The following is a 24,683-nucleotide window of genomic DNA, read 5'->3' on the forward strand; positions in this document are numbered from 1 at the left end:
TGGAATGCTGTTGTCGCATCGGTACTACCGATGCAGGCGGTGCAGGGGCTGGCGGCGTCGCGCGGCCAGCGCACGGATGGAACGCTGTTTTACCCCCACCCCAGGCACCTCGCCAGCGACTACCGTGAGCACACACTGTCATGGAGTTGCGCATCGATGAACGACCTCACCAACACCCGCGTCGTCCTGGCCTCGCGGCCGCAGGGCGAGCCGGTTGCCGCCAACTTCCGTCTGGAGCAGGTCGCCGTGCCGACGCCGGGTCCGGGCCAGGTGCTGCTGCGCAACCGCTGGCTGTCGCTGGATCCGTACATGCGCGGTCGCATGGAGGAGGGCCCCTCGTATGCCGCGCCGGTGGCCGTTGATGCCGTGATGGAAGGGCGCACGGTGTCGGAGGTGATTGCGTCCAACCATCCCGGCATTGCCGTCGGCGAGCGGGTCGTGGCCACGGGCAACTGGCAGACCCACGCGGTGGTGGACGGTGACAGCATCACCCGCACGCTGGACGACACCGGCTTGCCGGTCAGTACCGCGCTGGGCGTGTATGGCATGCCCGGCTTCACCGCGTATGCCGGGCTGCAGGAGATCGGCCGGCTGCAGCCCGGCGAGACACTGGTGGTGGCGGCCGCCAGCGGCCCGGTCGGGGCCACGGTAGGGCAGATCGCCAAGCTGCAGGGCGCGCGCACGGTGGGCATTGCCGGCGGCGAGCAGAAGCGCCGCTACCTTGAAACGCTGGGATTCGACGTCGCCCTGGACCATCGCGCCGACGACTTCGCAACCCAACTGCGCGCCGCGGTACCCAACGGCATCGATGTGTACTTCGAGAATGTGGGCGGCCACGTCTTCGAGGCCGTGGTGCCGCTGCTGAACGACTTCGCGCGCATTCCGGTGTGCGGCACGATCGCCACCTACAACGCACGTGGCGCGGTACTGCCGGGACCGGACCGGCTGCCGGGCTTCATGAGCCAGGTGCTGCGCCAGCGGCTTACCGTGCGCGGCTTCATCCAGTCCGACTTCCACGCGCTGTTCCCGGCGTTCCTGACGGACATGGCGCGGTGGCTGCAGGAGGGCAAGGTGCAGTACCGCGAAGACATCGTCGAGGGCCTGGCGCAGGCGCCGGCGGCATTCTTCGGCCTGCTCAAGGGGCGCAACTTCGGCAAGCTGGTGGTCAAGCTGGACTGAGCGGTGCGGTGCGCGGGCAGGTGCGTTCGAGCGCAACGGTATTGCCATGGCCCACACGGGTCCGTGACCGGCGCATCACTCCCCGCTGGCTAGGCTGGTCGCCATCCCCGTGACACGGCCACAGCGAGTACCCAGCATGACCAGCAACGACAAGCAGCAGGGCCAGCAAGAAGGCACCAAGGAAGCCCAGCAGGACCGCAAGCAGGACGAAGTGGCCAAACAGCGCCCGGGCCAGACCGACCAGGCCATCCATGACGCGGAAACCCGGCGCCCGGAGCGCAAGGACCAGGGAGACGATTGACGGGGTTGCAGACGGGCTGCAACGCCCAGTGACCCGCGGCTGCTGAGGTCACTGGGCGGGAACCGGGACAATCCTCGCGCCAAATATCTCCGAAGTGACGTAGTGCAGTAGCTCGACCTGGCCGTCGGTGACGCCTGTGATATGGAATGGACGAGAGAGTGTGTCGTCGACTTGGATGGGGGTCATGGTGTTGCTGGAGATGGTGTACAGGTAAATCAGTGTGTCCCGGGGAGGAAGCGACTCCACCTCGGCTGCCGTCAGGCCTTCGGTGTCCAGCGAAGGGAGGTCGGCCTGCCCGATGAGGTGGTTGTTGTCGAAAATCTTCCAGCTGATGTTGTTGGCGTCCTCTGGGGCCTCCGGATGCATCGGAGGCTTCGCCATATCCATCAGCGATCTTGCAGAAACGATCGAATATCCGGCGTTACCCACCTTTACAAGAAACCAGCGTTCGTCAGGACTGATCTCCAAGGTCTGGATGCTCGCTCTGGGCGCTGATGACCTGACTACCTCACCCTCTATGTTGACGATTCGTGCTTGTGCAGATCCGATCGCGAGGAGTCTGAATAGTTTCGACTTCTGGACGGGCCGCGAGGTCTCACGGAGCTTTTCAGGCTGCAGTGTGTAGGGGGCAGCAAGCTGCTTCGAGCGCGCTTCGGAAGACAGTGCCACGTCGGTCGACTCTTCTACGGCGGCTGCTACCGCAAGCGACGGCAAGGTGCAGGCTATAAGAACTGCATAGATCAGGCTGGGGTACCGCAGTGCCAGGCGGAGTGGGGACGGAAAATGGAGATGCATGCCTCAAATTTCCTTCATTGGTTGCGCCTCAGATCTTCGAGTAATGCAGCTGCGATGGCGTCGCATATATCCTGTCGGACCTGCTCGTATCCATCGGTGATGCTCAGGAGCTTGTCTACATCCTCGTGGTCGATGAATTCGACCTCCAGCAGCGCAGCGCGAAGCGGGTGGTACAAAGCAGTGTTTCCAAGTTGAGGGTCACTCAAGACCGCAAGCTGCCTTTCGGACTTTACACCGCGATTTCTGGCGCCAGCATCATGGGCGAGGATGGCGCCGTAAAGTCGCATCGTTGACTCTTTCCGCGAGTGCCGTGTCTTCGGCGAAGTTGACATTGTCTCTGCGCGGGCGGACCAATGTCTCCGTGCCTCTGGCGATCCCATTGGCTCCGTTGAAGTGGATGCTGAGTAGTATGTCGGCGCCGTTATCGCGGCCTACATTCGCGCGGTCTGTTCCGGCTTTGTTTTCATCGTCTGCCATGACGCTGATTATTGCGGCCGATGTGCAAGACCATCTGATCCTTGCCGGGGATCATTGCGCCGTGCTGTCACGGGGGTCAAATGCGACAGAACACGTGATTATTCGCAATTATCAGAAAGTCTATTCCTGGAAGTACGGGGCTATTGCGGGCTCCGGCGACGTCGTGCTGATGGTGGTTTTCCTGCGCCTGTTTCTGCTCCATGAGCGCCAGAATGCGCGTGTGGATGTGCTGCAGATTGCCAGCGAGGCAAAGGCCGCGCGTATTCGCGCAGGTAGTCCGCGTGGTGAGTGTGTAGGGAACATCTTCTTTACATTGCCCGCATCTGATGGGTTCCAGATGCATGGCGTGTACATCGGCGAGCACAGGATCCGGTTGGAAACCGTCGACCCGATCAGTACGTGCTTCTCGATGCAGGAACAGCGATCACCGGACCGGACCGCATGCAACGCGTTCAACGGCCGCTTGAGACCGGCGTTGTTCTTCAGCGACACCCGCGCGTTCGATACGCACCATCTTGACCTTCTGCGCCGCTTCTTCGAGTGCCAAAGCGCGATGGATGATCGCGTTACCTGCTCCTTCGACGTCATGTTTCTCGACAAGCGCACCGGTATCGGCAGGTTCTGGACGGCACCGGACGGGATGGGGCTGCGGGTCTCACTTGGGGGTGAACTGGAGTCTGCCGGTGAGGGGCTGGTCCAACGAAAAAGGCCGGAAGCCCTGTTTTTGCAGGTATTCCGGCCTTTCCAATGCCCTGTCGGGCTGAATAAGTGGTGGAGCCAAGGAGGATCGAACTCCTGACCTCGTCGATGCGAACGACGCGCTCTCCCAGCTGAGCTATGGCCCCACGGATGGTACAGACCGCGTGGGCGTTGCCTCGCGATGCACCTAGTCTAGCGCCGTGAATGGGCCGCTGCCAAGGGGCGGCGGCGCTGGCAGGTGCACAGCGCAACGCGGGCGGAGGACGGAGGCGAGGCGGTCTTGGCCTACGGCGCCTTCAGTCCGCGCGCGGCGCTCCGTTCTCGGCCGCCACTCCCGTTTCTGAACGCAGCTCGGGGTTTGTGAAGACTTGTCACGATCCAATACAAGCAAAAACAAGGACTTGGCGTTTTGCCCTAGTACGAAAGGACTAGCCCGGAAAAGGTAAAGAGGACCAAAAAGGGTGCCGATAAGAAGTGTGACGAACATCCCACACTTTTCCCCTTCCGAGTACCAACGATGACGCCCCGTGCCGCCACCGTTTTCTCTTCCTCCATCGGCGCGCGCCTCGCGCTGCTGATGGGCCTGATCACTGCCGTTGCCTTCGTCCTGCTGGCGGCGCTGATCTACCGTCAGGTTGCGCACAGCTACGAACAGCGCGTGCAGGCCGGCCTGCAGTCGTCCACTGCCTTGATGCGTGATTCGGTCGAGTTGTACGACCGCAGCCTCAGCGACAGCACCGAACGCATGGCTGGCACCTTCCGCGCGCTGTTGCCTGATGGCGACGCCAGCCTGGATGCGGCCGCGCCGGTCACCGTGGGCGAGCGCCAGGTGCCGACGCTGCGCCTGGGCACGCAGGCGATCAACCTGCAGGAATCGGCGGTGGACCGCTTCGCCTCCGCCACCGGGGGCGTGGCCACCGTGTTCGTGCGCGAAGGCGACGACTTCGTGCGCGTGTCCACCTCGCTGCGCAACGCCGAGGGCGCCCGCGCGCTGGGCACCGCGCTGGACCACGCCAACCCGGCGTACGCCTCGCTGCTGAAGGGCGGGCGTTATACCGGCCCGGCGCGGCTGTTCGGGGTGGACTACATGACCCACTACACGCCGATCACCAACGCGGCCGGCGAGGTGGTGGGGATCGCGTTCGTGGGGCAGAACTACTCCGACGGCCTGGCCGCATTGAAGGCGCGCCTGCGCACCGCGCAGCTGGGCAAGCAGGGACACTTCATGGCCGTGGATACCCGGCCCGGCGAGCGCTTCGGCAGCCTGATCGCCGCACCGTCGGCCGAGGGCGAGCTGTTGGCCACGCAGGTGGACGCGGCGGACCTGCCCGCGCTGGAGGCGCTGTTGGCTGGCCAGGCCGAGCAGGCCACGCTGCACCTGCGCACCGCGGCCGATGGCCCGGCGCAGGCCTATTTCGTGTCGGCCCAGGCGTATGGGCCCTGGAAGTGGGCGGTGCTGGGGCTGGAACCGGTGTCGGTGCTGCAGAGCGTGCTGCACAGGCTGATGCTGCACATCGCGCTGGTCGCCGGGTTCGGGCTGTTGGCGGTGATCGTGGCGCTGCTGGTCGTGGTGCGGCGCATGCTGAGCGTGCCGCTGGCGCAGGCCGGGCAGGTGGCGCGCGATGTGGCCGCCGGTCGCCTGGACCGGACCATCGTGGTCCAGCGCCAGGACGAGGTGGGCCAGCTGATGGGCGCGCTGGCGCAGATGCAGGGCAAGCTGCGCGAGATCATCGATGCGCAGAACGACATGAGCCAGCGCCATGCCGACGGCGCGATCAGCCACCGCATCGATGCCGGCCGCTTCGAGGGCGAGTTCGGCACGATGGTGAGCGGCACCAATGCCCTGGTCGATGCCCACATCAGCACCAAGATGCGCATGGTCGCGCTGGTTCGGGCCTACGCCGACGGCGACCTGTCCGAGGCGATGGAAGCGCTGCCCGGCGAGAAGGCGCGCATCACCGAGGCGGTCAACGGGGTGCGCGGTCGCCTGCAGGCGATCAACGGCGAGATCAAGCGGCTGGTCGCGGCGGCGGCGGACGGCGATTTCAGCGTGCGCGGCGACGCCGATGCCTACCAGCACGACTTCCGCGTGATGGTCGAGGGCCTCAATACCCTGATGGTCACCGCCGACCACAACCTGGCGGCCCTGTCCGGGCTGCTGCGCGCGCTGGCCGACGGTGATCTGCGCGGGCGCATCGAGGGCGAGTTCCAGGGCGTGTTTGCCACGATGCGCGATGACGCCAATGCGACCGTGGCGCAGCTGACCGCCATCGTCGGTGACATCCAGCAGGCCGCGGTGTCGGTGTCCACGGCCTCGGCGGAGATCGCCGCCGGCAACGAAGACCTGTCGCGGCGCACTGAACAGCAGGCGGCCAGCCTGGAGGAATCGGCCGCGTCGCTGGAAGAGCTGACCGCGGCGGTGAAGCAGAACGCCGACCATGCCCGCCGTGCCGACCGGCTGGCGGCCGAGGCCGCCGAGGTGGCGGCGCAGGGCGGTGCCGCCGTGGCGCAGGTGGTGCAGACCATGGCCGGCATCGAGGGGGCGTCGGTGCGCATCGCCGACATCACCACGGTGATCGACGGAATCGCCTTCCAGACCAACATCCTGGCGTTGAACGCGGCGGTGGAAGCGGCGCGGGCCGGGGAAGAGGGGCGCGGGTTTGCCGTGGTCGCCTCCGAAGTGCGCGCGCTGGCGCAGCGTTCGGCCCAGGCCGCGCGCGAGATCAAGGGGCTGATCGAGGCCTCCAGCACCCAGGTGGCCGAGGGCAGTCAATTGGCCCACCAGGCCGGGCAGACGCTGCAGCGGGTGGTGGCGTCGGTGGGTGAACTGGGCGGGCTGATCGAGGAAATCGCCAGCGCCAGCCAGGAACAGGCCGCCGGCATCGAGCAGGTCAACCAGGGCATCGTGCAGATGGACGGGGTCACCCAGCAGAACGCGGCGCTGGTGGAAGAAGCGTCGGCAGCGGCCCGGGCGTTGAACGCGCAATCGGCCGACCTGCAGCACACCGTGGGCCGTTTCCGACTGGCCGCCCCGGCGGCCGCCGTGCGCCGTCCGGCCGCGGCCTGAGCCTGCCTGGCGGCGCGCGCAGCCCCGGCCGCGCGCGCCGCTGACCAGATCCGGCACAGCGTCAAGCCTACCGGCCACTGCGCCGAGCGGGCATAATCCGCGCCAGAATTCCCGGCGGCTCAGCCAGCAGACCAGGGTAGGGGATGGACGGCCGTCCCCCGCATCGCCCTGCAACCAGCCTGCAACATCCACGCAATACCGTGCCCCATCGCTGTGAAGACAGCGGTGCCGATGTTGTTCATCCGCGTGTACCCCACGCCACCCGATCTGTACTCCCCGAGACCCCTGCATGCCTGCCTTCCGCACCACCTCCGCGCCGCTGTCGTCCCGTCATTCCACCGCGCTGCCGCGCCGCCATGCACTGGCGCTGGCCTGCGCCACCGCCTCGCTGTTCGGCCTGGCCGGCACCGCGATGGCTCAGGACGCGTCGCCGACCTCGCTGGACACCATCACCGTCAACGCCGACCACCGCGAGCGCAACCTGCAGGAAGTGCCGGTGTCGGTGGGCGTGGTGCAGGGCGAGCAGATCCGCGACTACACCGCCGGCGGTGATGACACCCTGCTGGCGCTGTCGGGCAAGGTGCCCAGCTTCTACGCCGAAACCACCACCGGGCGCATCTTCCCGCGCTTCTACATCCGTGGCCTGGGCAACATCGACTTCTACCTGGGTGCCTCGCAGCCGGTGTCGATCATCCAGGACGACGTGGTGCTGGAGCATGTGGTGCTGAAGTCCAACCCGGTCTATGACGTGGACCAGATCGAAGTGCTGCGCGGCCCGCAGGGCACGCTGTTCGGCCGCAACACCACCGCCGGCATCGTCAAGTTCGACACCATCAAGCCCAGCCAGGAATCCAGCGGCCGCGTGCAGGCCAGCTATGGCAGCTTCGGCAGCGTGGCCATCGACGGCGGCGTGGGCGGTGCGATCAACGACATCGCCTCGTTCCGCGTCTCGGCGCTGTACCAGCACCGCGATGACTACGTCGACAACACCTACACCGGCCCCAGCGCCGATGGCACCGTGGCCCCGCGCAAGAACGCGATGGGCGGCTTCGACGACCGCAACGTGCGCGCCCAGCTGCTGCTGCAGCCGACCGACAACTTCTCGCTGCTGGCCTCGGCCCACGCGCGCGACTACGACGGCACCTCGACCCTGTTCCTGCGTGGCGCGATCACCAAGGGCTCCAACAAGACCGACGTGGCGCGTGACCGCGTGGCCTACGACGAAGCCGACAACAACCCGCAGTCCTACAAGACCTACGGCGGTTCGGTGAAGGCCGTCTACGATTTCGGCGACCTGTCGCTGACCTCGATCACCGCCTACGAAACCACCTCCGGCTACAGCCGCGGCGACACCGACGGTGGCGCGGCGGTGAACTACCCGGTCAACGGCCTGCCCAACGGCTATGGCCAGTCGATGGGTCAGATCCGCGACCTGGACCAGTGGACCCAGGAAGTGCGCCTGGCCAATGGCGATGACAACCGCCTGAAGTGGCAGGTGGGCGCGTTCTACTTCGACGGCCGCGACACCACCGATTTCTACCAGCGCGCCTGGTTCCTGCAGGGCAACGCGCGCAACCCGAACAACTGGGTGCGCCTGCGCAACGTCAACACCTCCTGGGCCGGCTTCGGCCAGGTCAGCTATGACGTGACCGACAAGTTCACCCTGACCGCCGGCGTGCGCCAGACGCGCGACGAGAAGCACACCCGTCTGCTCAAGACCGCCGACACCGCCGCCGGCGTGGTGACCTACAAGGGTCGCACCGACGTGGAAATGGCCGACACCACCCCGAGCTGGGACGTGAGCGCGATGTACGCGTTCAATCCGCAGTTCAGCGTGTATGCGCGCGTGGCCCGTGGCTTCCGTGGCCCGACCATCCAGGGCCGTTCGGCGGTGTTCAACGCCGACTTCACGACCGCCGATTCGGAAACCATCCTGTCCTGGGAAGCGGGCATCAAGAGCAGCCTGTGGGACAACCGCCTGCGCGTGAACGCGGCCGCGTTCACCTACGTGGTCAACGACATCCAGCTCAACGGCAACGATTCGGACGGCAACGGCGTGCTGTTCAACGCCGACAAGGCCAAGGCCTACGGCCTGGAAGCGGACATGCAGCTGCGCCCGATTCCGAACCTGAGCCTGAGCGCCGGCGTGAGCCTGCTGCACAGCGAGATCCAGGACGACCGCGTGTATGCCCAGGTCTGCGCCCTGAACGGCGCGGTGGTGTGCACCGTGAACGACCCGACCATCAAGGTCGGTGCGAACACGTTTGCCCAGATCAACGGCAACCCGCTGCCGAACGCGCCGAAGTACAACATCAACCTGGCCGCGCGCTACGACGTGCCGGTCAACGACAGCGATGTGTTCTTCGTGTCCACCGACTGGAACAAGCAGGGCTACACCAGCTTCGTGCTGTACGACTCGGCCGAGTTCAACTCCAAGGGCAGCTTCGAAGGCGGCCTGAAGCTGGGCTATTCGGGCAACTACGGCGCGTGGGAAGTGGCCCTGTTCGCGCGCAACATCACCAATGAGAAGAACCTCAAGGGTGTGATCGAGAACTACATGGCGGCGGTGTACAACGAACCGCGCACCGTGGGCGTTTCGCTCAACATGAACTGGTAAGGTCGGCTGCATCGGCGGCGCGTACGCGCGCTGCCGACGCTGCCGCTGAGGTAGTCCCACAACGCCCTGCCCATGCAGGGCGTTGTGCGTTGCGTGCTATGGTCCCCGGCCCGCATCGGACGCGCGGTTGCCCCGATGCCCCACGTTGAAAGGATCTTGACGATGCTCCGGCAGCTTTACACGACCTACGCCGATCCTGCCGCGGCCAGGACGCTGGTGGCCACCTGCAAGGCCGCAGTGGTGCAGTGGCGCTGGGCGACCGAGTCGATGGCCTTCGCCACGCCGTTCCTGCAGGAGAAGCAGGGCGGGCCCAAGGCGCGGTGGGTCATCGATGACAAGGCGGACCCCGCCAGGCACGTATGCCATGGCTTCGATGCGCAGGGGCGGGTAGTGATTGAATGCGGAACGCGCGGCACGATCACGGCGTGGCTGCATGCACCCGGCGTGCGCCATAGTCTGTCGTTTGACGACGGTGACATCGCATCAGGCTGGGAATGGCGCGAGCACGACGGCAAGCTGCAGGGGCTGGACCTGATCACCGACGATCGCGGTTTCAACGAGACCTACCATTGGGAGGGCGACCAGCTGCAGCGCGTGGTGATCGAGAACTGGTCCAAGCGCGAGGGTACCTGGTGGTGCCAGAACGTCTACACCTACAACGACGCCGGTCAGCTCGACAGGATCGTGCTGGAGTATCTGGATGCCAAGGGGCGCCGCAACGGCAAAAGCCGGTTGGAGTACCAGCGCCCGCGTCCGGGCGAAACCCTGGCCACGGTGACCGCCGAGGTGGAGCGGTTGCTGATCGAGGCGATCAGCGCGCAGCTGCCACGCATTCCCGCCGGCGAACCGCTGTACTGCCTGCTGCTGTGTTTCACCGCCGAGGACACCACCGCGGCCTGGCCGCCGTTCCTGGTGTGGGGCCGGCAGCCGTATCGGCAGGCGGTGCTGGACCGTGGCGATGACGAAGCGCGGTACTACCTGTGGGCGCCCGACGAGATCCGTGAGGTGCAGGGCGACAGCGAGGAGCATTGGTTTACCGAGCCGGCACTGACCGAGGCCTGCCAACGCCACAGCCAGTACATGGAGCTGCGCCAAAGCACTGCGTCGGCCACGCGCGTGCTCAAGAACGTGGCGGCGTGGCTGGATGCCCACGAGCGCCGCGCCCTGCTCACCACCACCGACGACTTCGTGGTGGCGGTGGCCGACAACAGCGGCAACATCGATCCGTTGCCGGGCCTGCGCAAGGCGATCGGCCCGGAACGCTGGGCCGTGCTGAAAGCGCGCGGCTGCGTCTGATTCCTCGCGTCCAAGTAGAGCCGACCGTTGGTCGGCTTCCCCGGTTCAGACCGGCTGGATGTCGTGCCGGTCTGGCACGGCATGCTGGCCGAAGGTGAGCTGCCAGCTGCGCAGGTCCACCTTCTCGCGGTCGCGGGCCTGTTGGCGCGTGGCCCGGCTGGCGCCAAACAGCTTGCCCTGGCCGTCGATCAACGGGCGCATGCGCAGCACGTCGGCGTTGTCCGGCTCGGCTTCCGCGGCGCGCTCAAGCCATACCTTGGCCAGGAAGGCGTTGGCAGGCACGCCGTTGCCGAAGTGGAAGACATCGGCCAGGAAGCCGGCCGCCCACGCCTGGGTCGCGCTGTCGCCGCGCCACCACAGCGGCCCGAGCAGATCGAACACCGCTTCCTGCTTGTCGGCGTCATCCTCGCCCTGGTACAGCAGCACCGCCAGATTCTTGTGGGCCGGCCGCCATACCCGGTCGTGGGGCGCGGCTTCATCCACGCAGCGGCGGTAGAGCGCGCGCGACTGCTGCTGGAGGGCCGGCTCGGGATTCTGCTCGAAGGCCTGGCCCAGCTGCCACGCGCGGTTGTAGATCACCACCAGGTCGCCGGCGGCGATCGCACGCTCGGTCCACGCACTTTCCTGCGCCGTATCGATGAAGGCGGGGAAGTCCTGGCCGCCCACACGCCCCCGGTACAGGTCCACCAGCGTCGCCATCGACCGGGGATCCCCGGCCGCGCCCAGGTCCAGCAGCATCTGCAGGCCCGCCGGGGCGGACACCGCGCAGAACAGGTTGGCCGCTACCGTGGACAGGTCGACGTCTTCTTCGCGGGCCATCGCCAGCGCCCCGCGCAGATGCCGGGTGGCCAGCGCGGCGTCGACACTGAAGCCGAACAGGCCGGATTGGCGGCCCGCGGCGAGCCACGCCAGCGCATGCGCGCTGTCGGTCCAGTCTTCGACGCTGGCCAGCACCTGTGCGAACAGCGTGTCGGCGCCATCGACGTGCGCAAACAGCGCGCAGGCTTCCAGCACGGTCAAGCCTTCTTCGATCACGCAGGCCGGGTCCAGCGCGAAGGCTTCGGCCAGGCAGTCATGCGCATGCGCCATCCGCACCGGGTCCCAGTGCACGTGATTTTCCTGCGGTTCGTCGCGGCCCAGGTGGTAGTCCAGCATCGCCCACCAGCACAGCACCAGGGCCCGCGTCGATGCATCCAGGTGCAGGTCGAGCAGGGCGGCGTAGGCCTGGTCGTACTGGGCCACGTCGTCGGCATTGTCGGCGTCCGGCTGGAACCCGAGCCAGTCGCGTTCCTTCAACACGCGCAGGCGGTTGCGCTGCGGCAGCATCAACCGGGCGGCGTCGGCGCCGTCGATGAAGTGCTGCATCAGCGCATGACTGCCGCCCCAGCGCGGGTACAGGTAGTACAGGTAGGTTTCCAGCGCGTCGGTGTCGTTGGCACGGATCGCCAGTGCCTGCTGCAGCCAGTAATCGGCGGCGTACTCGAACGCTTCTTCGCTGCGCCCGGCCAGCCGCGGCGGCAGGGTGGGCAGGGCCTCCAGCGGGCGGCCATACGGCGCCAACAACGCCACGGCGGCCGCAAATCCATCCGGATCCTGGTGCTGCTGCGCGTTGTACAGATCGGCACGGCCACCGCGCTGCAGCTGCTGCAGCCAGCGCGGTTCGCCCAGGTAGCACGACATGCGCAGCATCCGGCCCAGCACGAAGGCCGGGCGCGGGTGCCGTGCAATGGTGTGCAGCCACGCAGCCAGTGCGTGGTCGCGGGCCAGGCCCGCCGCATCCCATTGCACCTGGCGGATGGTTTCGATGGTTTCGCTGGAACGGATGCGCCCGCAGGCGCGATCCCACAGCGCACCCAGCACGGCCCAGGGATGCGGGCTGTGCGGCTGTTGCGCACACCACTGCCGCGCCTGCTCAAGCCGCGTGGGCAGGTCCTGCGCAGGATCAAGCAGGGTGGCCAGCAGCCAACCGTATCCGAAGCGCGAGGTGCTGCCGTCGAGCCACTGCTGTTCCATCTCGCCCAGCAGCCGGTCGACGTCATCGAAGCGGTGCTGGTGCAGGGCATCGCGCGCGTTGCGGCGAAGGGCCAGCGCGTCGTGGGGGGAATGCGCCATGGGGAACAGCGTCCTTGCAGAGAATCGGACGCGCATTCTAGGCAATCTTCTGCCTGCCGTGACTGTCTGCAGTGACTGCCTTCCGTGATACGGGCAACGACGCCCTGTGCATACAGGGCGTCGTGCGTGGACTACTTCGCGGACGGGGTGGTGGCAGGCGCCAGTTCGGCGAACAGGCCGCCAAGCAGGCCCATGCTGGCCTTGTCGGCGCCCATGTCCTCGGCGGCGTTGGCAATGGCGATCACGCCGTTGTTCTGCCCGGGGAACAGCACCACCCAGGCCAGCCAGTTGCCATCCGAACCGCCATGCACCAGCACCGGTCCCTGGCGGCCGGCGATGGATGGCTGTACGCCCCAATCCAGCCCGGACGGACTGCCCGGCTGCGCGGTCTGCATCAGCGCATACGACGCCAGGGTCAGCAGCTTGCCCTGGCCGCGGCTACCGGCCAGCTGGTCGATGGCAAACAGCGCCAGGTCCTGCAGGCGCATGTGCAGGTTGCCTGCCGCGGTGTAGATCGGCGGTACGCCATCGTCGGCCTTGGTCGGTGCGCGGGTTACCGGCGCGCCGGCGCGGTGGCCCAGCAGCTGCCCGGCCGGCGGTGTGCCGAAGCCGGCCCCGGTCATGCCCAGGGGTTGGAACACTTCGCGCTGGATCAGCGTTTCCACCGGCGCGCCGGCCGCCCGTTCGGCGATCACCGCCGCGACCAGGAAGCCGCTGTTGCTGTAGGCGAATTCGGTGCCCGGCGGATGCACCGGTGCTTCGGACAGGGCGGCCTTGATGTAGGCCTCGCGTTGCACCGGCAGGGCGCGGGTGTCGGTGAAGAACGCATCCAGCGCGGCGCCGTCGGTGAGGTTCTCCGGCAGGCCGGCGCGGTGCGATAGCAATTGCACCAGCGTGACATCGCGGTAGGCCGGCTGCATCTGCGCGGCCAGGTCGGGCAGCATCGCCGCCAACGGTGCATCCCACTTCAGCACGCCCTGTTCGACCAGCCGCGCGATCATCGCCACGGTGATCGGCTTGCCGGTGGAGCCGATCATCCAGGCATCGTTGCTGGTTGCGGCGGTCTTGGCGTCGTTGCGACGCACGCCGCTGACCGCCTGTTCGGTGACCTTGCCGTCGCGGATCACCAGCACGCCCATGGCCGGCGTGGCGGTGCCCTGCATCGCCTGCGCGATGCGTGTCTGCAGGTCGTCGGCGGCGCTGGCGCTGGCGGCAACGCACAGCAATGACAGGCCCAGCCACCGGCGCAGGCCGCGCACGGTGCGGTGGGAGGAAGCTGTGGTCCGTCGGGCGGTGATTGTATGCATGGAAGTCCTTTACGCAGCAGCGTGGGCAGAACCTGCGCCACTGGCGCGGCCCGCGGGATGCGACGTCCACCGGCACCCTGCACAGGCGTGGCAGGCGGCGTGCAATTCACTCTTGCATGCTGTTCAGGCCGCTGTATGTGCCTGCGGTCATGGCGGCAGGCACCGCTTCGCGATCGTGTTGGCGTACGTACAGGATCGCGACAGGTCTATCGCGGGGGGGCGTGCAGCGCGTTGCGCAGCCTTGGCGCGAGGTGCCACGCGATGCAGCCTGCTGCATCGCGTCTTCCATCGCCGCGCATTGCGCGCGGCGTGCGGGTTCAGACCGTCGGCAACAGCGGTGCCAGCACCGGCTCCAGCTGCTGGCGCCGCCAGCCGGCCAGTGCGTTCGGCCACTGCCGGCTTTCCAGGTAGCTTTCCAGATGCTTGCGCGAGGCCAGCACGCCGTCGGGCAAGCCCAGTTCGGCGGTGCGTGCGCTGACCGCATCCTGCAGCCGCTTCAGGGCCTGCTTGTTGCTGTCGGTGCCGGGCAAGGCGAGCGGTGCGTCGGCTTCGTCGTCGAGCGGGGTGGTCAACGCCTCCCAGACCGGGGTGAGCAGCTTGCGCGGGGCTTTCGGGAAGCCTTCCATCAGCTTGTCCAGCGCGGCTACGTCGGCCGGCGGGGTGCGCGCGAGCAGGGCGGCCAGTTCGTTGTCCAGGATCCAGCTGCGCGGCTTGTCGCTGATGCGCGCCTGCACATCGCGCCAGCGCAGCAGGCGCAGCAGGCGCATCTGTGCCGCGGCGTCCATGAACTGCGCCGAGCGCATCGCCACGTGCGGCCAGCGTTCTTCGTCGTGCTCGACGCTGGCCAGCAGGCGTTCGGCGTCGTCCTGCAGCCACTGCCGGCGGTCAAGCTCGCCGAGCTTGGCATCGATCGCATCGTGGATCGCGAACAGGTACTCCACGTCATCGGCGGCGTACTCCAGCTGCGCCTCCGACAGCGGTCGGCGCATCCAGTCCGAGCGCGTCTCGCCCTTGGCCAGGGTCACCCCGGTGATCGCGTTGACCAGCTTCTGGTAGCCCATGCCGCCGCCGATCCCGGCCAGCGCCGCGCCGATCTGGGTATCGAACAACGGTCGCGGCAGCACGCCGCAGGCAACCTTAAAGGTGACCAGGTCTTCGCTGGCGCTGTGCATGATCTTCAGGATGCTGGTATCGCCCAGCCACGTAGCCAGGGCCTCGTTCATGCCGGGAATCAGCGGGTCGATCAGCAGGATCTCCTCGCCAACGGCCATCTGCACCAGGGCCAGCTGCGGCCAGTAGGTGCGTTCGCGGATGAATTCGGTGTCCAGCCCGATGCGGGTGGGGCGCTGGCGGTAGCGCTCGTCCAGTTCCGCCGGGGTTTTGATCCAATAAGCCACGTGGGTTCCGTCTACTGCAGGGGGTGCACAGGGGGAGCAGGATAACGCGCCGTGGTCGGCCTGCGCGCCGGTATCATGAACCTGTCACCGCGTGGCGGCAGGCGTGGCTTGCCTCACCCGGTCGGATTCAGCAATGCTCGTGCCTGGCTGCAAGGAACCTGATTGTGCGCACTTCTGTCCTTCCCGCGTCGCTGTTGGCCGGTGTGCTGGTCGCCCTGGCCGCATGCTCGGCCGATGCACCGTCGCCGCCCGCGGCGGTGGCCAAGCCGGCTGCGCGTGCCCAGCCGGCCGCTGCGGTGCCGGCTGCGCGGGTGACGATCGGGGGCGAGGACGCGGCCGAGACCGTGCAGCGCTGGCAGCCGCCCGTGGTGGACATTGCCGACGACGGCGTTGCGGCGGCGCGGCGCCAGGCCGCGCAGGCCTTCGAGCAGGGCCGGCTGTACGAGGATGCGCAGGCGGCGGTTCCGCTCTGGCTGGCGCTGCTGCAGCGCGATCCCAAGGACCGCCAGGCCGTGGCCGGGCTGAAACGCGCACGCCAGCAGCTGCTGGAGGATGCCGACGCGTTGCTGGTCCGGCCGTTGAAACAGCGCGAGGCCGTGGCGCAGGCCAGCGACATGGCCCTGGTGCTGCTGACCATCGCCCCCGACGACCCGCGCGTTCGCCAGCTGCAGTCGCGGGTGGAAATGGCGCAGCGGGTGATCGCCTACAACCGTGCCGGCGAAGAGGACCTGCGTGCCGGCCGGATCGGGGAAGACGGCGACGGCGCCATCCCCAATTTCCGTGAGGCGCTGGCGCTCAATCCCGACGACGCCCGCGCCCGCCAGGGGCTGGCCGCCGCCGAGAGCGGTTTGATCGGCCGTGCGGAAACCGCCGCGCGCGCCAGCGATTTCGCCACGGCGGGAACCTGGCTGGCCGAGGCGGCCAAGGTGCGCGATTCGTCGATCACCATCGCCGATGCGTTCGAGCGCATCGAGCGCATCCGTGCCGATACCCTGACCCGCCTGCGTGACGAAGGCCTGCGCGACCTGGCCACGCCACAGGGGCTGAAGGCGGCGCGCGAGAAGCTTGAAGACGCGCTGCGCATGGCCTTGCCCGGCGACCCCGTGGTGGGGCAGCTGCGTGAACGCATCGAGCTGGTCACCCACTACGGTAGTTTCCGGCCGCGCCAGGTGTTCAGCGACGCATTGCGCGATGGAGGCCGTGGCCCGCAGATGATCGTGGTGCCGCACGGCGGCTTCCAGATGGGCGCCGGGGACACCGAGCTGGGGGCCAGCGACGCGGAAAAACCCTCGCATTACGTGCGTTTCGAGCGCGGGTTCGCGCTGTCGATCACCGAGGTCACCGTCGCCGATTTCCGCCGCTACGTGCAGGCCAGCAACGCCCGTCCGCGCGCGACGCGGCGTGGCCACTCGATCGTGTACGACGAACGCAGCGGCAACTTCGTGCGGCACAGTGGCGTGGACTGGCAATCGGATTACAACGGCGCCCCGGCGCTGGCCAATTCGCCGGTGATGCACGTCAGCGTGCGCGACGCCGAGCACTACGCGATCTGGCTGTCCGAACAGACCGGACGCTCGTACCGGCTGCCCAGCGAGGCCGAGTTCGAATACGTGCTGCGCGCCGGCAGCAGTGGCCGCTACCCGTGGGGCGATGCGGGGACGCCGCCGCCGCGTTCGGGCAACTTCACCGGTGCCGAGGACGTCTCGCCGTCGGGTCGGCGCTGGTACAACGCGTTCGTCGGCTATGGCGACGGCTGGTGGGGCCCGGCGCCGGTGGCCAGCTTCGAGCCCAACGCCTGGGGCGTGCACGATGTGGCCGGCAACCTCAGCGAGTGGGTGGCCGATTGCTGGCATGCCAGCTACCGGCGCGCACCGGCCGATGGCGCGGCGTGGTTCAACCCGGGCTGCCGGCAGCGGGTGATCCGCGGCGGCAACTGGGCCAACGCCCCCGAACAGACCCGCGCGGCCTGGCGGCAGTCGCAGGACTCGGACACCACCAGCGCCCGGATCGGGTTCCGCCTGGTGCGCGGTATCTGACCGGCGACGGCATCGACCCGGCACTCACGTCAAATCCCGCCGCAGCCACTAAGATGTCGCCGTGCCGGCCAGGGTGGCGTCGGTCCAGCGAGGAACCTGCACCATGCGCAACGATCCATTCGGCGGCCAGCAACAGGGCCGCGCCCGGCGTCCCGGCCTGTTCGGCAACATCCGCTGGTGGGTGCTGCTGGCCTTCGCCGGTTATGCCGCTTTCTACTGGTTTTCCAACCGGGCGGTGGACCCTTACACCGGTGAAAGCGTGCTCATCGACAGTGCGCTGGACGCCAACCAGGAGAAGGCCCTCGGGCTGCAGGCCTACCAGGAGATCCTGGCGCAGGAACGGCCGGTGGATCCCAATGCGCAGGTATCGCGCGACGTGCGCGCCATCGCCCAGCGCCTGATTGCCAAGGTGGACGTGGTGGAAACCGCGTTGGCCGAAGAGCATGGGCTGAAGCCGGCGCATTTCTCGCGCGATTTCGAGTGGGAAGTGAACGTGATCCAGTCCGAGCAGGCCAATGCGTTCTGCCTGCCCGGCGGCAAGATGGCGGTGTACACCGGGTTGATTCCGGTGGCACGCACGGTGGATGCGATGGCCGTGGTGATGGGCCACGAGATCGCCCACGCCCTGCTGCGCCATGGTGCCCAGCGCATGGCCCAGCAGAAGCTGACCCAGATCGGGCAGATGGCCGGCGCCGCCAGCGGCATGGACCCGCAGCAGCAACAGATGATGATGTCGGCGATGGGCTACGGCTACCTGCTGCCGTATGCGCGCAGCCACGAAACCCAGGCCGATGAAGTGGGCCTGATGCTCGCCGCCGCGGCGTGCTTTGATCCGCGCGAGGCGGTGCCGCTGTGGGAACGCATGGGCCAGGCCAGTGGCGGCCAGGCGCCGCCGGAGTTTTCCTCGACGCACCCCAATCCGGGCACCCGCATCCAGAACCTGCAGGCGTTGATGCCCAAGGCGATGGAATACCGGCAGAAGTTCTGCGAAAGCGCGGGCGGGTGAGGGCGCGGTAACCGGCGGACCGGATGATCAAGCGACCGGTAACGTAGCGCCGGGCTCTGCCCGGCGTCTTTCAGCTCGTCGTTGTCGTGCAGCCGGGCAGAGCCCGGCTCTACGGGCGTGCGGTCGGCGATCTGCAGCCGGGCAGAGCCCGGCTCTACGGGGCGTCGGTTATTTCACTACGACTGCGATGGCGCCGTCCTGCACGCGTGCCGTAAGGGTGTCGCCAGGGCGCACCTGCAGCGGGGAACGTACCAGGCTGCCGTCTTCGTCGCGGGTGAGGATGCTGTAGCCGCGTGCCACCGTGGCCAGCGGGCTCACTGCTTCCATCGAACGTGCCAGGCCGCGCAGGTGCAGCTGGTCGCGTTGCAGCTGGCGCCCGATGGCCGCGTCGGCGCGCGGCATCAACCGGTGCAGCCGCTCGCGCAGCGCATCCAGGCGGCGCTGCGGGTGGCCGTTGCGCAGCACCACGGCGGCGTGCCGCAGCTGCGCCTGCCGGCGTTCCTGCTGCTGCCGCCATACCGCGTCCAGGCGCCGGCCCAGATCCTGCTGGCGCCGCTGAAGCAGTTGCAGGCGAGCCTGCGGACCTTGGGCATTCAAGCGCAGCAGGGCGCGGTCGGCGCGCTGCATGGCCTGGCCCAGGCCGTGGCGCTGCAGCTGCACCATGCGCGCGGCCAGCCGGCGCACCTGCAACTGCAGGTCGCGCTGGTCGGGCACCAGCAGTTCGGCGGCCACCGATGGCGTGGGCGCGCGCAGGTCGGCGGCGAAGTCGGCCAGGCTGAAGTCGGTTTCGTGGCCCACCGCAGACACCACCGGGGTGCTGCTGGCCGCAATCGCGCGGGCCAGGTGCTCATCGTTGAAGGCCCACAGGTCTTCCAGCGAGCCACCGCCGCGGGTCAGCAGGATCACGTCGTAGCGGCCGCTGGCATCGGCCGCGCGCAGCAGCGCGGTGATCTGCGCGGCGGCACTGTCGCCCTGCACCAGGCTGGGCAGCAGGTCCACTTCCAGCAGCGGGTAGCGGCGTTCAAGCACGCTGAGCACGTCGCGTACCGCCGCGCCGGTGGGCGAAGTGATCACCGCCAGCCGGCGGACATGCGCCGGCATCGACCGCTTGCGCTCGGCGGCGAACAGGCCCTCGGCCTCCAGCCGTGCCTTGAGCTGCTCATAGGCGCGGCGCAGCGCGCCTTCGCCGGCTTCTTCCATGTGGTCCAGCACCAGCTGGTACTCGCCACGGGCTTCGTACAGCGTCAACCGGCCACGGGCGAGCACGCGCATGCCATCGCGCGGGACGAACTTCAGCCACTGGCTCTTGGGCTTGAACAACGCCGCGCGGATCTGCGCACGTGCGTCCTTCAGGGTGAAGTACATGTGCCCCGATGCCGGGCGGGTCACGCTGCCCAGCTCGGCTTCCACCCATATCAGCGGGAAGGCGCCTTCCAGCAGGTCGCGGGCCAGGATGTTGAGCTGGCTGGGCGTGAGGATCTGCGCGCTGCGGTCCATGGACAGGTCAAACGGTACGAACGGGCGCCCATGGTCGCACAAGCGTCATGCGCCGGGGTTTCGCGCGGCGTGCTGCTGCAGGGCCCAGGCCACGTGTTCGCGCACGATCGGCGAGGCATGCGCACGGCGCGCGTCCAGCGCCGCCAGCGTCTGTGCACTGGTGGGCGCATTGCCCAGCGCCACGGCGATGTTGCGCAACCAGCGCTCGTGGCCGCTGCGCCGGATCGGGCTGCCTTCGGTGCGGCGCAGGAATTCGTCTTCCTCCCAGGCGAACAGCTGCGCCAGCGAGGCGGTATCCAGATCGTTGCGGGCGCGGAAGTCCGGCTCGTCGGTGCGCCGCGCGAATTTGTTCCAGGGGCACACCAGCTGGCAGTCGTCACAGCCGTAGATGCGGTTGCCCATCAATGGCCGCATGTCTTCGGGAATGGCGCCGGCGTGTTCGATGGTCAGGTAGGAAATGCACCGCCGCGCATCCAGCCGCTGCGGGCCGATGATGGCCTGGGTGGGGCACACATCGATGCAGCGCGTGCAGGTGCCGCAGTGCGCGGTGGCCGGCGTGTCCACCGGCAGGGGCAGGTCGATGTAGATCTCGCCCAGGAAGAACCAGGAGCCGCCTTGCTTGTCGATCAGGCAGGTGTGCTTGCCGATCCAGCCCAGCCCGGCATTGCGCGCCAGGGCGCGCTCCAGCACCGGCGCCGAATCGACGAACACCCGGTAGCCGAACGCGCCGATCTCGGCGGCGATCGCATCGGCGAACTTCTGCAGGCGGTTGCGCATGAGCTTGTGGTAATCGCGGCCCAGCGCGTACCGCGCCACGTAGGCACGGTCGCCGTCGTGCAGGGTGTCCCACGCCTGCGCGTCGTCCTTGTGGCCGTAGTCCATGCCCACCGAGATCACCCGCACGGTGCCGGGCAACAACTCGGCCGGGCGCGCGCGCATCGTGCCGTGCCGGGCCATCCAGTCCATGGTGCCGTACAGGCCCTTGCCCAGCCAGTCGGCCAGGTGCGCTTCGTCCTCGCCCAGCTCGATGCCGGACACGCCGCAGCGCTGGAAGCCATGCGCGCGCGCGATCTCGCGCACGCGCTCGGTGGCGCGGGCCAGGTTGACGGGGGCGGGAAGGGGCACAGCAGACATGGGGGGAAGTATAGAATCCCGGCATGCCCAAGCTTGCTGAACTGTTCGATATACCTGCTGCGCGCCAGATCGATGCGCGTGCCAGCGCCCTGCTCGGCGATGGCGGTGCCGCGCTGATGGACCAGGCCGGGCAGGCCGCCTGGCAGTGCCTGCTGGAGCAATGGCCGCAGGCGCAGCGCCTGTGCGTGGTGGTGGGGCCCGGCAACAACGGCGGCGACGGCTATGTGCTGGCCCGGTTGGCCCGGCAGGCCGGGCGCGCGGTGCACGTGCTGCGCCTGGCCACCGATGCCGCAGCCACCGCGCTGGCCCGGGCGGCCCTGCAGGCCTGGCAGGACGAGGGCGGGGAGGTGGCCGTGTTTGCCGGTGCACTGCCCCCGGCCGATGTGGTGGTGGATGCGCTGTACGGGCTGGGCCTGAACCGCGCGCCGGCCGGCGAGGCGGCGGCGCTGATCGAAGCCATCAACCAGGCGGGCGTGCCGGTTCTGGCGTTGGACGTGCCCAGCGGCGTGGACGCCAACACCGGCGCCGTGCCAGGCAGCGCGGTGCGCGCCAGCGTGACCCTGCAGTTCATCGTCTGCCACCAGGGCCTGTATACCGGCGCTGCGTTGGAACACGTGGGGGCGCGGCGGTTGGCACCGCTGCAGCTGCCGGACGGCGCGGACGCGCAGGTGTCGCCCAGTGCGGTGCCATGGCAGGCGCCCCGGCTGGCCGGGCTGCTGCCGGCGCGGCGTGCCAATACCCACAAGGGCGAATCCGGCCACGTGCTGTGCGTGGGCGGCAACCGCGGCAGCGGGGGCGCGGTGATGCTGGCCAGCGAGGCCGCGTTGCGTGCCGGCGCCGGGCTGGTCAGCGTGGCCACCCAGGCGCTGCACGTGGCCCCGCTGCTGGCGCGCCTGCCCGAGGCCATGGCGCACGCGGTGGAAGACGCGCAGGACCTGCAGGCCCCGCTGGCGCGGGCCGGCGTGATCGCGATCGGGCCGGGTCTGGGCCAGGACGACTGGGCGCGCGAGCTGTGGCGGCAGGTGCTGGGCAGCGGCACGCCGCTGGTGGTGGATGCCGACGCGCTGAACCTGCTGGCCGCCGCGCCGCAGCCGCTGCACGACGCCATCCTGACCCCGCATCCGGGCGAGGCGGCGCGCCTGCTCGGGGTGGACACGGCCACGATCCAGGCCGACCGTTTCGCCGCCGCGCAGGCCCTGGCCGAGCGCTTCCACGCGGTGGTGGTGCTCAAGGGCGCCGGCAGCATCATCGCCGCCCCCGGTGAGCTGCCGCGGGTGATCGCGGCGGGCAACCCGGGCATGGCCGTGGGCGGCATGGGCGATCTGTTGACCGGCATCATCGCTGCATTGCGCGCACAGGGGCTGGATGCCTTCGATGCGGCCAGCAGTGGTGCACTGCTGCATGGGCTGGCCGGCGATGCCGCCGCCAGCGACGGCCAGCGTGGCCTGCTCCCCACCGACCTGCTGGTGCCGCTGCGCCGGCTGGTGAATCCGGAACCTCGACCCGCATGATCACGTTTTTCCTCGCCCAGACCGACGACACCGACCTGCTTGGGCAGTGGCTGGCCGCGACCCGTCCGCCGCAGGCGGTGATGCAGCTGCAGGGCGACCTCGGCGCGGGCAAGTCGACGCTGGCGCGTGCGCTGCTGCGCGCGCTGGGCGTGCAGGGCGCCATCCGCAGCCCCACCTACACGCTGGTGGAGCGGTATTCGCTGGCCGACGGGCACGAAGCCTGGCACCTGGACCTGTACCGCATCGGCCAGGCCGATGAGCTGGATTTCCTGGGGCTGGACGAGGGCAGTGCCTCGCTGTGGCTGATCGAATGGCCCGAGCGCGGCGCGGGCGCGCTGCCGCCCACCGACCTGATCGTGGCGCTGGAAATCGAGGGGCAGGGACGCCGCGTGCGTCTCAATGCGACGAGCGACGCAGGTCGTGAATGGCTTGCCCGGTTGCCACAAGGGGGCGACTTGCAGGCCCTTTCTGTCGGCTGACACTAGGAAACACCGGCAGGTTACGGATTATTAAGGGAAAAGGAGTTGCATTTCATTCAGGGCGGTGATTGAATCTTGACCCATGCCAATGGGGAAACCACTCACCGCCATCTGTGCCGCCGTCGGACTCTGTCTGGCGAGCGCCTTGGCGTGGGCCGGTGAAGTGCGCCAGGTGGGCCTGGAGACCGGTGCCACCGGCACCCGCGCGGAGATCGCGCTGTCCGGCAGCGGTGGCTACAAGACCCTGAGCCTGGCCGGCCCGAACCGTCTGGTGGTGGATTTCCCGGACTCCAGCGCGGTACGCAACCTCAAGCTGCCTGCGCCCAAGGGCGTGGTCACGGCCGTGCGCACCGGTCAGCCGGTGCCCGGCACGTTCCGGGTGGTGTTCGACCTGGCCGAATCGGTCGCGCCGTTCCGGCCGCAGATGGTCAAGCAGGGCGACGAGTCGCGGCTGGTCATCGAATGGCCGGGCGATGCGCCGACCAGTGTTGCCAGCACGCCTGCCCCCGCACCCGCACAACCCCCGACGCCCGCACCCGCCCCGGCAGGTACGGTTGCCGGCACCGCACCGCCGGCTCAGACGGCCGCCAACGCAGCGCAGGCGCGCAGCGATGCGGCGCGTGCCACCGCACTGCTGACCGCCTCGGTGCGCCAGCAGGCCAGCGCCACGGCCGCCACGCCGGTGCCGACCCCCACGCCACCGGCCGCTGCCGCCGTGAACGTGGCGGCCGCCGGCAACGCCAATGCCGCCAGCAACTCGGCCACTCCGGCGGCGATCCTGGCCGGGCAGGCCACTGCCGCAGTGGTGCCCGCACCGACGCCGGTGGTGGTGCCTGCCGAGCCGCCGCGCCCGGTGATGCCCAGCGAAATCTCGCGGATCAAGATGCGCCCGGGCATGCGCCCGCTGGTCGTCGCGATCGATCCCGGCCATGGTGGCCAGGATCCCGGTGCGGTCGGACCCACCGGCAAGCGGGAAAAAGACATCACCCTGGCAGTGGCGCGTGAACTGGCACGCCAGGTCAATGCCACGCCCGGTCTGAAAGCCTTCCTGACCCGCGACACCGACGTGTTCATTCCGCTGCCGATGCGCGCGCAGAAGGCACGTTCGGCGAAGGCCGACATCTTCATTTCGATCCACGCCGACGCGGCTGAAAACCGTGCCGCCACCGGTTCGTCGGTGTACGTGCTGTCGACCAAGGGTGCCTCGTCCCAGCGTGCGCGCTGGCTGGCCGACAAGGAAAACGCCGCCGATCTGGTCGGTGGCGTGCGCCTGCAGCAGACCGAAGGCACCTTGGCCAACGTGCTGCTGGACCTGGCGCAGAGTGGGTACATGAAGGCGTCTGAAGATGCGGCCGGCCACGTGCTGGGCGGGCTCAAGCGCATCGGCAAGAACCACAAGCCCAACATCGAACGCGCCAACTTCGCGGTGCTGCGCACCTCGGACATGCCGGCGATGCTGGTCGAAACCGCCTTCATCTCCAATCCCGATGAAGAGCGTCGCCTGATCGACCCGGCCTACCAGCGCCAGATCGCCGGTGCGGTGCTCGACGGCGTGCACACCTTCTTCAGCCGCCAACCGCCGCCGGGCACGCTCTACGCCGCCCGCGCCGAAGCCGAGATCCAGGCCGCCAGCACGGTAGCCGGCGGCAGCAAATAATCCCCAACGCAGATCATTTGCGTAGAGCCGACCGTTGGTCGGCTGTGCCCCACACGTAACCCATCCGGATGAACCGCGTAGAGCCGACCGTTGGTCGGCTGGGCCCCACACGTAAC

The 24,683-nt window shown here is 68.4% G+C and carries 19 protein-coding genes and 1 tRNA gene; 11 read left to right on the forward strand and 9 right to left on the reverse strand.

Translation table 11 applies throughout. The annotated features are described in order from the left end of the window. Positions 1–156 precede the first annotated feature (156 nt). Together DX03_RS06575 and DX03_RS21110 are read left to right on the forward strand one after the other, a co-directional pair. On the forward strand, positions 157–1,179 hold the full coding sequence (locus DX03_RS06575; protein WP_038687350.1) for an NADP-dependent oxidoreductase: 1,023 nt from the start codon (positions 157–159) through the stop codon (positions 1,177–1,179). A gap of 136 nt (positions 1,180–1,315) precedes the next feature. Then, entirely contained in the window at positions 1,316–1,480 is a 165-nt protein-coding gene (locus DX03_RS21110; RefSeq protein ID WP_181393970.1) for a hypothetical protein, read from the forward strand. A 48-nt stretch (positions 1,481–1,528) separates the two neighbouring features. Here the strand turns inward: DX03_RS21110 and DX03_RS06580 are convergent, their stop codons facing one another. From DX03_RS06580 to DX03_RS21545, 3 genes are read right to left on the reverse strand one after another with little or no spacing between them, the layout of a single operon-like run. Further along, the gene (locus tag DX03_RS06580) at positions 1,529–2,275 is read right to left on the reverse strand and encodes a hypothetical protein (protein WP_038687352.1); all 747 of its coding nucleotides are present in this window, start codon (positions 2,273–2,275) and stop codon (positions 1,529–1,531) included. 14 nt (positions 2,276–2,289) lie between these two features. Further along, on the reverse strand, positions 2,290–2,562 hold the full coding sequence (locus DX03_RS21115) for an N-acetylmuramoyl-L-alanine amidase CwlD (RefSeq protein WP_185753473.1): 273 nt from the start codon (positions 2,560–2,562) through the stop codon (positions 2,290–2,292). Further along, entirely contained in the window at positions 2,531–2,752 is a 222-nt protein-coding gene (locus tag DX03_RS21545) for an N-acetylmuramoyl-L-alanine amidase (protein ID WP_081797169.1), read from the reverse strand. Before DX03_RS21545 ends, DX03_RS21115 begins: the two co-directional genes overlap by 32 nt. On the opposite strand from DX03_RS21545, the gene DX03_RS20635 reads away from it, so the two are divergent. Continuing rightward, complete coding sequence (locus DX03_RS20635; RefSeq protein WP_081797170.1) at positions 2,751–3,551, forward strand: hypothetical protein; 801 nt, start codon at positions 2,751–2,753, stop codon at positions 3,549–3,551. The genes DX03_RS21545 and DX03_RS20635 overlap by 2 nt on opposite strands. On the opposite strand, the gene DX03_RS06585 is transcribed toward DX03_RS20635, so the two are convergent. Further along, positions 3,522–3,597: transfer RNA gene (locus DX03_RS06585), tRNA-Ala, on the reverse strand. The genes DX03_RS20635 and DX03_RS06585 overlap by 30 nt on opposite strands. 371 nt (positions 3,598–3,968) lie before the next feature. On the opposite strand from DX03_RS06585, the gene DX03_RS06590 reads away from it, so the two are divergent. From DX03_RS06590 to DX03_RS06600, 3 genes are all read left to right on the forward strand, one after another. After that, entirely contained in the window at positions 3,969–6,518 is a 2,550-nt protein-coding gene (locus DX03_RS06590) for a Cache 3/Cache 2 fusion domain-containing protein (protein ID WP_038687354.1), read from the forward strand. A 289-nt stretch (positions 6,519–6,807) separates the two neighbouring features. Beyond that, positions 6,808–9,135: a TonB-dependent receptor gene (locus DX03_RS06595; RefSeq protein WP_038687356.1), complete on the forward strand. Its 2,328-nt coding sequence runs from the start codon at positions 6,808–6,810 to the stop codon at positions 9,133–9,135. Between the two features lie 162 nt (positions 9,136–9,297). Further along, on the forward strand, positions 9,298–10,431 hold the full coding sequence (locus DX03_RS06600) for a hypothetical protein (protein ID WP_051598764.1): 1,134 nt from the start codon (positions 9,298–9,300) through the stop codon (positions 10,429–10,431). A 45-nt stretch (positions 10,432–10,476) separates the two neighbouring features. Here DX03_RS06600 and DX03_RS06605 read toward each other — a convergent pair whose 3' ends face one another. The 3 genes from DX03_RS06605 to rnd form a co-directional block, all read right to left on the reverse strand. Beyond that, the gene (locus DX03_RS06605) at positions 10,477–12,543 is read right to left on the reverse strand and encodes a DUF4034 domain-containing protein (RefSeq protein ID WP_038687360.1); all 2,067 of its coding nucleotides are present in this window, start codon (positions 12,541–12,543) and stop codon (positions 10,477–10,479) included. 131 nt (positions 12,544–12,674) lie between these two features. After that, positions 12,675–13,850, reverse strand: a complete 1,176-nt coding sequence (locus DX03_RS06610; protein ID WP_038687362.1) for a serine hydrolase domain-containing protein — start codon at positions 13,848–13,850, stop codon at positions 12,675–12,677. 317 nt (positions 13,851–14,167) lie between these two features. Continuing rightward, positions 14,168–15,247: a ribonuclease D gene (gene rnd, locus DX03_RS06615; RefSeq protein ID WP_038687365.1), complete on the reverse strand. Its 1,080-nt coding sequence runs from the start codon at positions 15,245–15,247 to the stop codon at positions 14,168–14,170. A 164-nt stretch (positions 15,248–15,411) separates the two neighbouring features. Here rnd and DX03_RS06620 point away from each other — a divergent pair, with 164 nt between their 5' ends. Then, complete coding sequence (locus DX03_RS06620) at positions 15,412–17,283, forward strand: formylglycine-generating enzyme family protein (protein WP_051598766.1); 1,872 nt, start codon at positions 15,412–15,414, stop codon at positions 17,281–17,283. 103 nt (positions 17,284–17,386) lie between these two features. Next, positions 17,387–18,289, forward strand: a complete 903-nt coding sequence (locus DX03_RS06625) for a M48 family metallopeptidase (RefSeq protein ID WP_038687367.1) — start codon at positions 17,387–17,389, stop codon at positions 18,287–18,289. Positions 18,290–18,457: 168 nt separating this feature from the next. Here DX03_RS06625 and xseA read toward each other — a convergent pair whose 3' ends face one another. Together xseA and queG are read right to left on the reverse strand one after the other, a co-directional pair. Then, the gene (gene xseA, locus DX03_RS06630) at positions 18,458–19,786 is read right to left on the reverse strand and encodes an exodeoxyribonuclease VII large subunit (RefSeq protein WP_038687368.1); all 1,329 of its coding nucleotides are present in this window, start codon (positions 19,784–19,786) and stop codon (positions 18,458–18,460) included. Positions 19,787–19,831: 45 nt separating this feature from the next. Further along, positions 19,832–20,920 carry a tRNA epoxyqueuosine(34) reductase QueG gene (queG, locus tag DX03_RS06635; protein ID WP_038687370.1) on the reverse strand — a complete coding sequence of 363 codons (1,089 nt, stop codon included), beginning with the start codon at positions 20,918–20,920 and terminating at the stop codon, positions 19,832–19,834. 23 nt (positions 20,921–20,943) lie between these two features. On the opposite strand from queG, the gene DX03_RS06640 reads away from it, so the two are divergent. The 3 genes from DX03_RS06640 to DX03_RS06650 all read left to right on the forward strand — a co-directional run bounded on the left by DX03_RS06640 (position 20,944) and on the right by DX03_RS06650 (position 24,567). Next, positions 20,944–22,431, forward strand: a complete 1,488-nt coding sequence (locus tag DX03_RS06640; protein ID WP_038687372.1) for a bifunctional ADP-dependent NAD(P)H-hydrate dehydratase/NAD(P)H-hydrate epimerase — start codon at positions 20,944–20,946, stop codon at positions 22,429–22,431. Continuing rightward, positions 22,428–22,910, forward strand: coding sequence for a tRNA (adenosine(37)-N6)-threonylcarbamoyltransferase complex ATPase subunit type 1 TsaE (tsaE, locus tag DX03_RS06645; protein WP_038687374.1), 483 nt, complete (start codon positions 22,428–22,430; stop codon positions 22,908–22,910). The genes DX03_RS06640 and tsaE overlap by 4 nt, the downstream gene beginning before the upstream one ends. A gap of 82 nt (positions 22,911–22,992) precedes the next feature. Then, on the forward strand, positions 22,993–24,567 hold the full coding sequence (locus tag DX03_RS06650) for an N-acetylmuramoyl-L-alanine amidase (protein ID WP_038687376.1): 1,575 nt from the start codon (positions 22,993–22,995) through the stop codon (positions 24,565–24,567). Positions 24,568–24,683: the final 116 nt, after the last annotated feature.

The organism is Stenotrophomonas rhizophila (assembly GCF_000661955.1).
GTDB classification, from domain to species: domain Bacteria; phylum Pseudomonadota; class Gammaproteobacteria; order Xanthomonadales; family Xanthomonadaceae; genus Stenotrophomonas; species Stenotrophomonas rhizophila.